The sequence below is a fragment of the Mycolicibacterium brisbanense genome (assembly GCF_001570425.1).
GTDB classification, from domain to species: domain Bacteria; phylum Actinomycetota; class Actinomycetes; order Mycobacteriales; family Mycobacteriaceae; genus Mycobacterium; species Mycobacterium brisbanense.
Genome location: NZ_BCSX01000056.1, coordinates 238,057 through 250,759 on the forward strand (window position 1 = coordinate 238,057; position 12,703 = coordinate 250,759).

General features: G+C 64.4%; 13 protein-coding genes. All 13 read left to right on the forward strand.

Annotation, left to right across the window (positions count from 1 at the left end):
- Position 1: 1 nt before the first annotated feature.
- The 13 genes from RMCB_RS33940 to RMCB_RS34000 all read left to right on the forward strand — a co-directional run bounded on the left by RMCB_RS33940 (position 2) and on the right by RMCB_RS34000 (position 12,671).
- Entirely contained in the window at positions 2–367 is a 366-nt protein-coding gene (locus RMCB_RS33940; protein ID WP_062832236.1) for a capsid cement protein, read from the forward strand.
- A gap of 59 nt (positions 368–426) precedes the next feature.
- Positions 427–1,377: a phage major capsid protein gene (locus RMCB_RS33945; RefSeq protein ID WP_062832237.1), complete on the forward strand. Its 951-nt coding sequence runs from the start codon at positions 427–429 to the stop codon at positions 1,375–1,377.
- Positions 1,377–1,712: a hypothetical protein gene (locus tag RMCB_RS33950; protein ID WP_062832238.1), complete on the forward strand. Its 336-nt coding sequence runs from the start codon at positions 1,377–1,379 to the stop codon at positions 1,710–1,712. Before RMCB_RS33945 ends, RMCB_RS33950 begins: the two co-directional genes overlap by 1 nt.
- Before the next feature lies 1 nt (position 1,713).
- Positions 1,714–2,163, forward strand: a complete 450-nt coding sequence (locus RMCB_RS33955; RefSeq protein WP_062832239.1) for a hypothetical protein — start codon at positions 1,714–1,716, stop codon at positions 2,161–2,163.
- Positions 2,163–2,543 (forward strand): hypothetical protein, encoded by a 381-nt coding sequence (locus RMCB_RS33960; protein ID WP_062832240.1) that lies wholly within the window; start codon positions 2,163–2,165, stop codon positions 2,541–2,543. Before RMCB_RS33955 ends, RMCB_RS33960 begins: the two co-directional genes overlap by 1 nt.
- Entirely contained in the window at positions 2,540–3,100 is a 561-nt protein-coding gene (locus RMCB_RS33965) for a hypothetical protein (RefSeq protein WP_062832241.1), read from the forward strand. Before RMCB_RS33960 ends, RMCB_RS33965 begins: the two co-directional genes overlap by 4 nt.
- Positions 3,097–3,525 carry a hypothetical protein gene (locus tag RMCB_RS33970; protein WP_062832242.1) on the forward strand — a complete coding sequence of 143 codons (429 nt, stop codon included), beginning with the start codon at positions 3,097–3,099 and terminating at the stop codon, positions 3,523–3,525. The genes RMCB_RS33965 and RMCB_RS33970 overlap by 4 nt, the downstream gene beginning before the upstream one ends.
- A gap of 60 nt (positions 3,526–3,585) precedes the next feature.
- Positions 3,586–4,656, forward strand: a complete 1,071-nt coding sequence (locus tag RMCB_RS33975; protein ID WP_062832243.1) for a hypothetical protein — start codon at positions 3,586–3,588, stop codon at positions 4,654–4,656.
- An 84-nt stretch (positions 4,657–4,740) separates the two neighbouring features.
- Positions 4,741–5,190: a hypothetical protein gene (locus RMCB_RS33980; protein WP_062832244.1), complete on the forward strand. Its 450-nt coding sequence runs from the start codon at positions 4,741–4,743 to the stop codon at positions 5,188–5,190.
- Positions 5,144–5,551, forward strand: coding sequence for a hypothetical protein (locus tag RMCB_RS33985; protein WP_131805610.1), 408 nt, complete (start codon positions 5,144–5,146; stop codon positions 5,549–5,551). The genes RMCB_RS33980 and RMCB_RS33985 overlap by 47 nt, the downstream gene beginning before the upstream one ends.
- Before the next feature lie 12 nt (positions 5,552–5,563).
- Positions 5,564–9,892 (forward strand): phage tail tape measure protein, encoded by a 4,329-nt coding sequence (locus RMCB_RS33990; RefSeq protein ID WP_062832246.1) that lies wholly within the window; start codon positions 5,564–5,566, stop codon positions 9,890–9,892.
- Positions 9,889–10,974, forward strand: coding sequence for a hypothetical protein (locus RMCB_RS33995; RefSeq protein WP_201028388.1), 1,086 nt, complete (start codon positions 9,889–9,891; stop codon positions 10,972–10,974). Before RMCB_RS33990 ends, RMCB_RS33995 begins: the two co-directional genes overlap by 4 nt.
- The gene (locus RMCB_RS34000) at positions 10,971–12,671 is read left to right on the forward strand and encodes a Gp37-like protein (protein WP_062832248.1); all 1,701 of its coding nucleotides are present in this window, start codon (positions 10,971–10,973) and stop codon (positions 12,669–12,671) included. Before RMCB_RS33995 ends, RMCB_RS34000 begins: the two co-directional genes overlap by 4 nt.
- The last annotated feature ends 32 nt before the right edge of the window (positions 12,672–12,703 follow it).

Below are 12,703 nucleotides of genomic sequence, written 5' to 3' on the forward strand. Positions count from 1 at the left end.
CATGGCTGTTTACACCCCGAGTGCCTTTCCCGGGCAGAAGCTCACCTACACCGCCAGCGCTCCGATCACGGGCGGCCAGTTGGTTGCCATCAGCGGCAATGAGACCGTCGCGCCGACTTCGGGCGCGTCTGGCGCATGGCTCGGCGTGGCCGCGTTCGATGCAGCCACCGGCGCGGCCGTCACCGTGTACACCAAGGGCCGCCACATTCTGGCTGCTTCCGGTGCTATCGCCGCCGGTGCCAACGTGATTCCGGCTGCCGCGGGCGCCGTAGCCACCATCGGTGCCGACGCTTCCGACGGCGCGAACATCGTCGGCATCGCAACCAGCGCTGCCGCGAACAACCTTGTGCCCGTTCTGTTCCGCTGAGTTTCGCAGCCCAAAAACATCCGTGCTGCGCACCGCAGCGAAACGAAAGGTAAGGCGTTATGCCTATAGAGTTTCCTCCGGCACCCCCGACTTTGTCGGGTGATCTGCTCACTATCTCGCGGTTCCTCAAGGACCCGCTGCTCGTGCTGCGCGCCCTGCGCACCATCGGCGATCAGATGTTCATCTCGGACAAGATCCTGACCGGTCAACTGCAGACCGACTCGGGATCGGTGCTCTACGAGCAGAACGAGACCATCTTCGCCGACCGGCCGCCGCAGCCTGTTGCGCCGCTGTCGGAGTACCCGGTCACCTCGATCACCACGGGACCGGCGCTGACCGCCAACACGGTCAAGTGGGGCAACGACACCGAGTTCTCCGACGAGGCGATCAGTCGCCAGAAGTACCCGGTCATTGCGCGCGGGTTCCGCAAGCTGATGAACAGCCACGTGCAGCAGATCGACTCGGTTGGCTTGGCGGCCGTCGCGAGTTCGGTCACGCAGAACACCGCGGCCACCGCATCGTGGGCTGGCACCGGTGCGGCACCGACGATCCTGCGCGACCTGATGCGGGCTCACGCCAACATCTTGGCGCTGAAGCAGGGATACATGCCCGATACCGTGCTGTTGGGCTTGACCACGTTCGCCAACGTGGTGTCGGATCCGACGCTGCAGCTGTTGCTGCCGCGCGAGTACCCGGGAGTGGAGACCGCCCCGGTGGCACAGGGCCTGTCGAGCGCCTACATGCGCCGCATCGGTGGTTTCACGTTCATCGCCTCGCCGAACCTGCCGACCGCAGGCGTCGCGACCCTGCTGGACTCCACCGTGCTGGGCTCGTTCGTCGACGAGTACCTCCCGAGCGAGGGCTACGTCACCGATGGCGTCGACAACCTGCAGGTGCTGACCAAGCGGCTCGACAACTCCGATGGCTGGCGCATCCGCGCCCGTCGCACCGTGGTTCCGATCGTCCAGGAGCCCGCGTGCGCCTGGAAGATCACCGGAGTGGACGCCTGATGCCGTACCTGGCTGTGTCGGCGCTCGTGCTGGTCAAGGTGCCCGACAATGGCAGCTACCGCGTGGACTACCACTACGCCGGTTCTGTCATTTCCCACCTGGACGACGAGCAGCGCGAGCGTCTGGTGCGCGAGGGCCACGTCCGCGAGATCGCCGCGCCCGCTGTCGCGGCGAGCAGCGAGCCCACCGGCGACGAGACACCCGCGCCAGTCGTCGATCGGCCGGCGCAGACCGCGCCGCTGGACGCGTGGCAGGCCTACGCGATCAGCAAGGGGCACACTCAGGCCGAGCTGGATGGCCTGACCAAGCAGGACATCGTCACTCTGCTGAGCTGACGTGACCCCTTTTCTGGATCTCACTGGGTTTCAGGCCCTTTGGGACGGACCGCCACTGAACACGCAACAGCAGGCCTTGGTGGGCCTCCTGCTGTCGGTGGCGTCGAACTGGATCTACGAGAACGGGCCGTCGGGTCAGAACCTGTCGAATTCCGACCCGGCGGCTCAGCTCGTCACCTACGAGGTCGTCGCGAACACGCTGCGATTCCAGAAGTACGGGCCGCTCAAGGATTTCAGTTCGACGACGGCGCACCGCACCGAATCGGGCTCGCTCGACAACCCGGCAACGGCGCTGGATTTCACCGACCGGCACAAGGTACTGCTGGGTATCCCGGTCTCGGCGCTGCCGATGTCGTCGTGCGTGCCTGACGATTTCGAGGCGCCCGACTACGCCGCCGGGTGGACAACCGGCTGGAGCTTCCCGTCGACGTGGAATTACGGCGCTCCCTGATGCCTCTATGGAATCCGGGCAATCAGACGGTCACGATCCTGACGACCCGGCCCAGGCTCGACGACAACGGCAATGCGGTCAAGTCGGAACTGGGCATCACGCAGACCACGAGCGCGCGAATTGACGTGACGGGCTGCGTGTTTGAGGTGGAGTTGTCGGCGATGCCGGGCCGTGCCGAGGACGTCACGCCGACCGCGACGACGATGAAGCAGACCGCATGGGCCATCCTGCCATACGACACCGACACCGCCGCGATCAAGGTCGGTGACCAGCTCGAGTACCAGGGCCGCGTCTTCAACATGCGCGGCGACTCGATCGTCGAGGTGGACATGCTCGGCACCCCCTCGCACGTGTTCGCCATGTGCGAGTACCAGGCATGAAAGATCTGTTCCGCGAGTTGGGGATTCCCAGCGCGACGCTGGCGCGTGCTCTGGCTGTAGACGCCGGGGTGCACGCCGCGCTGGAGGCGAAAGCCAACGAGGCCGTGGAGTACTGGAAGGGCATCGCACCCGTCTTCTCCCCGGAAACCTCGAATCGGTCGACGCCACCGCACGGCGAGCCCGGTGACTACCGCGATTCGGTGCATGTCGAGTGGCGCCAGGGCGAGCTGGGGCCGTACGCGCGTATCGCCTCCCACGATTACAAGGCCGTGTGGATCGAGTTCGGCGCCGAGCATATGCCCGAATTCGCCTGCGCCTCACGGACATGTCTGGCGATGGGCGGCGACGGCAAGATTCTCCACGAGTCCATCGAGCACGCGCAGGGCCACCTGCGGAACGCACTGAAAGAGCTGGCGCGCGTCCGCGCCACCGGTTCGGCCAGGGATATCGCCGCCGCCGCTCAGCATGTTTCGTCAGCGCGGCAGGCCCGCTCCGCCGCGTTCCGGGTGCTGCGTAGCGAGCGGCGAAGTCGATCAGGTGGACGGAGGCGCAGGTGACCAGTCCTACCGTCTATGGACCCCAGGCCCCCTCCGGCGTCACATTCGTCACCGCGTGGCTGTCGCCGTTGGCCTACTCCGCGTCCCGGCACAACCCGGGCGACCCGCTCCCGGCGACGATGGTCGACAAGATCGGCGGCACGGGCGATCTCGCGTTCTCCGACCCATTGATCTCTGTGCACACGCTCGCCGGCGCGACGCCGGATCTCGACGCCGACACCGCGGCCTACCGCCTGTCCAATCAGGTGCACGCCCGGATGCTCTACCTCGAGTTCGACCCCGCCGTGGTCATCACGACTGCCGACGGGATCAGCGCTGGCGTCGACTACTTCGACGTCGTCGAGGAGCCGGTGAAGATCCCGTATCGCGACACCGACGTCATTCAGTACGTCTCCCGCTACCGACTCGGATTCACGCTCGCCTGAGCCGTTTTCGACCCCAAGCAGCCCCCGTAGGTAACTCCCACTCCGAAAGGAACCCGACCAATGTCGAACCTGATTCTGCCGCCCACCGGGGCCGCCTGGGGCGCTTCCGGGCTGAATTTCTTCCGCACCAACCGAATCCGGCGTGGTGGCCGTGTGGCCGCGATGGTCCGCGACTACAACGGCGCATCGACCGCGATGGGGCCGTACTCGTTCAGCCCATTCGCCGAAGATGGGCAGCCGCGCACCGACCTGCTGGCCGTGATCCAGGACCCGGCCAATCCAGGCAAGGTCAAGGTCAACCCCAACCCGAACCTTGGCTGGTACCTGATCGAAATGCTCGATCCCAAGGGTTTCGACATGAGCCCGGACATGAGCACGGACAAGCTGGAAGGCCTGCAGACCAACGCGACCGTCCGCTCCGACGTCCAGAAAGAGGGCGAGTCGTTCAACTTCATGGCGATGCAGTCGACGACCCTGACCGACGCGCTGCGCAACAACCGGCCGCTGTCGTCGCTGCTGCCTGACGGCTTTCCGGGATACTCGGCGACCAAGCTGGCCGATGCGATCACCATCGATCGCCAGTTCCTGTTCATCCGCATCGACCTCGCCGATGGGCTGCCGGAGTACACCGCCTATGGCTACGCCCGCTCGGCCCTCGACAAGAACGACAAGAGCACCGTCGACAAGAAGACCGCCGACGGCCTCGCGCAGACCTGGGACTCGCTGCTGGATCCGTACTCGGTGGACGTCGACGGCCAGTCGGAGATCATGGGCCGCATCGTGTGGCGCGACGGCCAGGGCTGGCGTGCCGCGGGCGATCCGCCGGTGTTCTCGGCCGCGCCCGTTGCCAGCCCCGTGACTGGGCTCAAGGCCACCATCGTGATCCCGGTGGCGGCGGGTACGGCGTTCACGTCGCCGACCTACTCGGTGACCCAGTATGCCGGCGGCTTGCTGACCGGTACCGCTGCCACCCTGCAGGGCTCGCCGTCGATCTCTGGCGGCAACGTGACCCTGACCGTGACCGGTCTGACCGCCTCCACTGCGTACGTGTTCACCGTGACCGCCGTCGGTGCAGGCAGCGTGTCGGCCACGTCGCTGCCGTCGGCGCCCATCACGTCGACCGCTTCCTGATAGACCCCGGCGGCGAGCGTATGGGCTGTGCGTTCGCCGCCGGTCAACAGCCCTGCAGCCCAGCATGATTGAGAGGAACGGCCCATGAGTGAGACTTTCGAAGCATTCCGCGCGCAGGCCGCCGAGTACCTCGGTTTCGCCGCCGGGATCGAGATCAATGGGATTTTCATCCCGCACCCGTCTGCGCTCGACGATGACCAGCAGCAGCGCTACAACGAACTTCAGCTGTCGCTGGAGCAACTCGATCGCTGGCCCGACACGAGGAACGACGAAGGCGAAGTCATTCGCATCGGCTCGCCGAAGGTGCCGCACCGCGACAAGGGCGGCAACCTCGTCGAGGACTACGACGTGCGCCTGACCAAGGCGCTGCTGGGCGACGATGGGCCGGCCAAGCTCAAAGCTGCGGGTGGCTATTGCTCGGACGTGACGCTGGCGTGGACGTACCTGCAGCGCAAGACGGCGGAGCGGGCCGATCAGGACTCGAAAAGTGCTGGCAGCACTGGCGATAGTGAGGCACTTTCCGGGTCAGATTGAGTCTGACCTACTCGACAAGAACCTCGATATTGCCGATTGGCATCAGGGCACTCGCGACGAGCATGGGCGCCTGAAACTCTCGTCTCGGCGCCTGCTGGAAGTGCTGGAGTTCCTGAAGCCGGATACGGCATTCAAGACGTGGGCCGAGCGTCACGGCGACTGGTCTACCGAGCGGAAGATGCAGCAGACCATCGCCAACGAGATTTCGCGGCTGCGGTCAACGATCCAGGCGCGATATGGCGGCACACCCTACGAGCCCATGTTGTGGATCTCTCCGAGTGAGCGCGTCGAGCAGCAAACGCAAAACGAAGTCAGTCTCGAGGCAGAGGAAATGCTGGGAGACAGGCTATTTGGCTGGTGAAAGGAGGAATTTGTGGGCGTCGCATTTGATCTGCATCCGACCATAAACGAATCCGAGGCCCAGCAGGCTAGCGGCAAGGTCAAGGACATCTTCCTTCGCGGTGCCGACGAGATCAGCAAGGGCTGGGGTCAGCGCGCGGGCAAGATTTTCGACGCGATGGACGGCACTAAGGCCCGCGCTGAGCTCGACAGCCTGCGTCGGGCGTACAACGACGCAGCGCTCGACGAGGAACGCGCAGCGCAGCGGATGGTCCGCGCCAACGGTGCGGTTGAGGCGTCGATTGCGCGCCTGGCCGAGGTGACAGAGAAATACGGAGCGGGTCACTCGAAGGCCATTGCCGCCGAGAACGCCCTTGCCAACGCCCGCGCCAATTCGGCCTTGCAGACCAAGGGTCATGTCGACGCCATGCTCACGACGGAGGGCGCGGCGACGGCGCTCACCGCAGCCAGCGCGAAAGCGGCCTCAACGACATCAGATTTGGGTAGAGCGGCCAATGTTGCGGGTGCGGTCGGGGTCGCTGGACTCGGGATCGCCATGACGGCCACGGTCAAATCTGCGGGTGACTTCGAGGCCGCTGGGCAGAAGATCATCTCAGCGGCCGACATGTCGGCGGATCAGGTCAAGATCCTGCAGGACGGCATCCTGAAGCTTGCTGGCACCAACACCTATAGCGCGCAGCAGATGTTGGAGGCGTCGTTTGGGCTGGCAAAGATGGGTGACCAGTTCCGCACCGGAGCGGGTGCCCTAAGCACGCTGAAAGCCGCGGCGCAGCTCGCGAGCATCGAGGGCATTCCCGACCTCAATGAGGTCATCAAGGGCCTGACGATCTCGATGAACGACTACCACATTCCGACCGAGAAGGCCGCGGACGTTGCGACCAAACTCAAGGTAGCCGTGGGTGATTCGGGCGCAACCCTGCAGGAATTCTCCGGCTCGCTGCACTCGGTAGAGCCGATTGCCTCCGGGTTCCATATCCAGCTTGAGGACGTCTACGCCGCGCTAGCGCGCTACACGAAGACGGGCACAAGCGCCGATCAGGCGACCGAGAATATCCGCAACTCCATGAACGCGCTGAAGGACGTCACTTCTCCTGCCGCGCAAGAGATGCGGAAGTTCGGCATCGACGCCGACGATGTCTCACTGAAGCTCAAGAGTGTCGATGAGGGCGGCCGTGGATACATCGGAACCATCCAGTATCTGACGGATACGGTGCTGAAAAAGTTTGGCGATCAGACCCAGATCAACACGGGCGACATCATCCACAACGCAACGGCTTTGGAGAACGCCAAGAATGCCATTGCCAGCCTGCCGACCTCATTGCAGGGCACCGCACAGGCCATCCTGGACGGCAAGGCTCCCGTGGGTGAATTGCGCAAGGAAATCAAGGGTCTAAATGTCGAACAGGCGAATCTGGTCACTGGATTCATCACCGATGTGCAGCATATCGATGAATTCTCTAAGCAATTCAAGAATGGTCGTCAAACGATCGAGGACGTCTCCGAGGCGCTAAAGAGGATCACGGGAACCGTTGCGGGGCAATCGGTTGCCGAAGCGCTATTTGGCGATCCAGAACGCGCTAAGGCGACGCTGGATGAGATGGCTAAGCTCCAGCAGTCGCAGGCCACGCCGGGTGGAGATATCCCCGGATGGGCCGACAAGATGAAGACTTTCAACGCGGAATGGGCGAATACCAAGGACGCGGTCAAGGCCGTTGAGGTGGAGCTCGGTACAGCGATGCTCCCGACCGTGAAGTCGGTCGTCAGCGAATTCGGCAACGTGGCGCGCGTCATCTCTGAACACGAGGCGCTGGCAAAGGGGCTCATCTACTCACTAACGGCGCTGGCGGGCGCGTGGGGACTCGTGAAAACGGCCATGGTGCTGGGGCGCACCCTGGACGGTCTCACGAAGTTCAGGAGCCTTGTGGCCGATGTTGCGGACACCGCTGCCACGAAGGCGAAGACGGTCGGCTCGGCGTGGAAGTCCATTGGCGACGATGCGGAGGATGGCGCGGCGGGTGTCTCGAAGGCGGCCGACAAAGAGGTTAAGTCGGCGGATAAGGCCACCACCGCGGCCAGGGAGACGCAGGCCGCAATGCGCGGCATTGGTCCTGCCGCAGAGGAGGGTGCGGCCAAGGCGGACGGCGCGCTGAACGGATTCTTTGCGCGCAACGGCGGTCGGCTCAAGGGGCTCGCTTCCATCCTCGGAATGGTTGGGACCCAATTCCTTCCGGACGGCACCGCTGACAGATCAGCCGTCAACGATGCGGCCGGACTGTCGTGGCTGCTCGGCCCGGAGGTGGGAATTCCGGCCACCGGACTCGCAGGCCTGTACGACACTGGCCGCTCCGTCTACGACGTGAGCAAGGCCCAGCATGATCTCAATCAGCATGAGATCGACCAGGCCAATCAGAATGCCGCCAAGGCGCCAGATCAACCCATGGCTCCGTTCATCGTCGGACAGCCAACCATGGGCAACACTCCAGTGCCAGCCCCTGGCGGAAAGCCCCCCGCTGCGGGCAATCCACTCGACGACTTCAAGAATCAACTTGCGCCCGGATGGAAGCCGCCCCCGGCACCCGCTGGACCGCCAGCGCCAGCGCCCACGGATGCCGCTCCGGTGGCCACCGATGGTTCACCCGCGCTGGGTGCTACGCCCGACGCGATCCCAGGATCGGGGGGCGGCAGCAAGAAAAAGTCGCCCGAGGGCACCAAAGAGGACCCGATCTACATGGCGCCGATCCCGAGCAGCGGCAGCGGCTTGGGCTACGGGAGCAAGGGCACGGATCCGTGGAGCACCTACAACCCACTCGAGGAGCACGGCAAGGGCGGTCTGCTGCAGCAGTTGACCCAGATGGGCACGACGTTCCTCGCAGAGTTGGCTCTCGGTAACCCATTGGGCCAGTTGATGAAGTCCGAGCAGGCGCGGCGCAGTCGTGGCGAATCACGTTCTAACCCAATGTATGTCGTTGATGCCAACGGCAATGTGATGACGAAGGAAGGTTACGACAACTACAAGCGCAATTTCGAGATCGGCCAGGATCAAAAGGTTTACGACTACGACGTCAAGACCTATGGCGCCGATTCTGCGGAAGCCATTGCGGCACAGAGGGAATTGACCAAGGCTCAGCAGGAGTATGCCGCCAACATGAAGGCGCAAGCCTATGATCCACGCGGTGCTGGCGGCGCATATCCGGGCGATGCGGCGCTGCTGGCGAATATCCGACCGGGCACCTACTCGCAGGACGCGGGTAGGGACCTGCTGAAGGGACTGTCTGACTGCTCGAGTTCGGTCGGCGACCTGGTCAACATCATGGATGGCCGGTCGACCGGTGGTGAGAAGCTGACCACGGCGAACGCTGCACAGTGGTTGCCAGAGCACGGATTCCTGCCGGGCCCTGGCGGCCCGGGCGATTTCCGCGTCGGCTATTGGAGCGGCGCCGGGAATGCCGGCCACATGCAGGCGACGCTGCCCGACGGCACGCCGTGGAACTGGGGCGACACTGCCTCAGCGGCCCGTGGCGGCGTCGGCGGAACCGGCGCAGATGATCCCTCGTTCACGACCCACTACTACCGGCCGGTGAGGGCTGGCGGCGGTGCGCCTGGGCCTGTCGGCGGTCTCTATGGGGCGGCCAACACCAACCCGGCGCTGAACAACCCGATGGCGCCGCAGGGTGGCGACGGCGCGGCGCTTCCGGGCCTGTCCGACGTGCCGCGCTACTTCGGGAACGGCGCGCCCATCAAGCCGGGCGCCACCACCGGCTATCAAGGGACTCGTACCCCGCTCGGCGTCATGGGCACCCCGAAGCAGAACACCGGCACGGGCCAGGGCCTGGGCATCGGCGGCGGTCTGCTCGGCCTGCTGATGAACGCGGGCAGCGAAGCGGGCGCGGCTGCGGGCGCGATGCCCGGGCTTGGTGCTGGCGGTGCGGCGGCCGGACAGGTGGCTCAGATCGCGCTGCAGGAGGCCAACCGGTTCGCCGGATACCTCGGTCAGCTCGGCGGCATCGCGGTCAGCGGTCTGCAAGAGACGTTCCTGCCGGACCTGCCGCAGACCGGCACGCTCTCCAAGATTCTCGGCGGTCTCGCGGGCGCGCACCCGGTCACCACCGACACTGCGGACCAGGCGCAGCAGGGGCAGACGCCGTACGACCCGAACACCAACGGACAGCAGTCGGCGCCACAGCTCGGCGCCGACCCGGATAAGCAGAAGGGTCAGGACAAGGACCAGCAGGGCGGTGACCAGCAGCCCACTATCGGCCTGAACATCGAGAACTTCCACAACTCGCCAGGCTCGCCGGACTACCTCAATCTGTCCAAGTACGGGGCAGGGATGACGCCGTGACGCAGACTGTTTGGCCGCCTACGGTAACCCCCGGCGGCATGGGGCGCCTGGCCAAGGGGATTCACCCGTCGGCGAGCTACACGAGCCCGGACGGCTCACAGAAGTTCCACCTGCTGGGCGGCCGCGCGCCGGTCGTCGGTGTGCAGCGCGGCGTGCACGCGAAGTCCATCGAGGGCATTTTGCCGTCGTGGCGCATGCTCGATCAGCAGGGCGCTCGCCAGGACGGCGTGACCAACATGGGCTCTGTCGGCGACCCCATCAAGATCAAGATGGAGTGCGTGCTGTCGGGCCGTGAGCCCGGCATGACCGTCGTCGAGCAGGTCGCGTTGCGGCGCAGGCTCACCCGGGCGTGGCTGGACTCGTGGAGCCCGAACGCCATGGGTAAGTACTCGTGGTTCACACCGACCATGGGGCACTGGTGGGGGATGGCGCGGTGGGCCGAGACCGACCCCGGCAAGGTGGTCAACGCGGTCAACGCGTCGTTGCCCTTCACCCTGAACGCGCGCATTGACTCTGGCCTGTGGCAGTCCTACCCGTCGACGTGCAAATTCCCCGCGACGGGCACGCTTTCAGGATCGGCGTCGGGCTGGCTCACGCTGACCAACCGCGGTGATCAGATCGGCTGGCCGAGCTTCCTGGCGTACGGGCCGTTCACACAACTGTCGATCGCCAACGGCCCGGGCTCGCCGACCATGATCACGTTCGGGCCCGCGCTCGCCGGCCAGGTGTTCCTGCTGAACACGCTGCCGAGGCTCCCGATCGTGGTGGACCTGTCGCAGGTGCCGGGGCAGGCAACTCCGCAGACCTTGAACCAATTTCAGCAGATCCTGGCTGACCTGATCTCGTTCGCCACGAACAATAACGTGCCACCGCTGCTGCAGGAATTCGAATCGATGTTCGGGATCCTGCCTGCACAAACGAATGTCGACGCGCTGCTCGGCGGCCGGTTCACGAACCCGATTCCGGCCAAGCCGATCGGCGCCGCGCCGGTCACGTCGTCGATCGCGATCTCGATCACGGGCGCAACGTCGCAGACCAAGGTCATCGGCGCACTGACGCCGTTTCGGAGATACCCGGAGTGACTCAGGTCGACCTGCCCGCGCTTGCCGCCGGGCTTGCTTCGCCGTCCCCAAAAGTCAACGCGACAGCAGCGCTGAATGCGTTGGCGCAGATGGAGATCCCCGACACCGACATCGAGGTGTGGGTTGGCGACAAGATGTATGGCCTGCAGGGGTACTGCCAGGACTACATCAGCCTCCAGGTGCAGTGGCCACGCAACGACGTCGAGACGGGCCGAATTCTGCTCAAGGGCAGCGATCCGATGGTCCGGCCGATGCGTCAGTGCTCGAAAACGGTCGTGCCCGTGGTCATCGAGTGCGACGAGCTGATGTTCAACGGGCGCGTTGCGGACACCGACTATGCGCTCGACGAGCGCGGCAACTGGACGCTGACGGCGTCGCTCATCGGTGACACGAACTACCTGAATCACGTTCTCTGCTGGGTTAATTTCCTGACTCCGATCGAATATCAGGGGCCGCTCAGGGAAGCGATCTACATGGGTCCGGCCTGTACTGTGATCGAAACCCTAATAGCCGAGCAGACTTTCAGGCTGCAGTCCGGCCTTAACTCGATGCTCAATGCGTTGTCGTCGCTCGATTTGGACTGGCGCGCATGGTTTGCCCGGTTCCTGGAGACCAACGGCGACCTGACCGACATGCTGTTCTCGCCGGTCTACGTCATCCATCACGACTTTTTCACCGACACGTCGCCGTGGGTGTCGATTGAGGGCCGGTTCGATGTCGTCCTGGATCTGATCAAACAGACCATCAAGGACAACGGACTTGACTTGGAGATCAAGCTGTTTCGCCCGGGTATCGACCCGCAGCCAGACCCGGACAACATCACGCTGAAGGTCCATACGTACGTCGTTCGCGTATTCGACCGCAGTGGGATCACTGGACCCACGAAGAGTTTCATCGATGGCGGGTTCAAGGACATCGCCGAGCTGCAAGATGGCCTGTTCGGTCAGAACACCAACATTGTCACGTCGGCGCAGACGCAGCAGCTCGCCTCCGAGGGGATCTACATCGCGCCAGAGATCGGCGTGAACTGGACGGCGCCTACGGCGATGGTGATTGCTGACCACCCCAAGGCGCCGCTGCTCTCGGCCAATATCTACGACCACCACGCCATGGCTTACCAGCTGATCGTGGGCGGGAAATCACCCCAGTGGCTTGACGACATGATCTCGGCGACCCTGGAGTGGGCGGTGGACGCGATCACCATGCTCATTGGCGTAACGGGTATCCCCAGCAATTTGCTCGATGGCCTGTTCTCAGACACCATCCTGGCTTTCGAACTGGCGATCGACGAGGACCGCTACATCGAAAACGGGCCGTACGCGTACCCCGAGCAGATGTTCCCGACGGCATCGCAGCCGTACAACGTCGACGCGATTTTCGCTCTGATGTCCGGCGCGTGGGACACGAGGGGCTGGACGGCGGCCAAGGTGTCGTTCCTCAACGGTGCTGGCGGTCTCCGCGTGGGCCGCAACATCTTCCGGGGCGCGCCGATGGTTGTCGCGCTGCAGGAGACCGGCGAGGCGCTCGTCGATTACGTCGAGAACATCGAACTACTCGACGACCGAAACACGAACCGTGCACGGATCACCGTGACTGTCGGCGACGGGAAGCTCGCCGAAAACCCGATGACCATCATCCAGCGCAAGCAAAAAGATTTCTGGAAAGCGCTGTCGGCAATGACTTTGCAGGATCAGTGAAAAACCTTATCTGCCATTGGCCACAACTTTGC

Bases quoted from the DNA above. Each gene is read 5' to 3' on its own strand.
- RMCB_RS33950 (WP_062832238.1), top strand. From the start codon at position 1,377: ATGCCGTACCTGGCTGTGTCGGCGCTCGTGCTGGTCAAGGTGCCCGAC.
- RMCB_RS33975 (WP_062832243.1), top strand. From the start codon at position 3,586: ATGTCGAACCTGATTCTGCCGCCCACCGGGGCCGCCTGGGGCGCTTCC.
- RMCB_RS33945 (WP_062832237.1), top strand. From the start codon at position 427: ATGCCTATAGAGTTTCCTCCGGCACCCCCGACTTTGTCGGGTGATCTG.
- RMCB_RS33980 (WP_062832244.1), top strand. From the start codon at position 4,741: ATGAGTGAGACTTTCGAAGCATTCCGCGCGCAGGCCGCCGAGTACCTC.
- RMCB_RS33960 (WP_062832240.1), top strand. From the start codon at position 2,163: ATGCCTCTATGGAATCCGGGCAATCAGACGGTCACGATCCTGACGACC.
- RMCB_RS33940 (WP_062832236.1), top strand. From the start codon at position 2: ATGGCTGTTTACACCCCGAGTGCCTTTCCCGGGCAGAAGCTCACCTAC.
- RMCB_RS33965 (WP_062832241.1), top strand. From the start codon at position 2,540: ATGAAAGATCTGTTCCGCGAGTTGGGGATTCCCAGCGCGACGCTGGCG.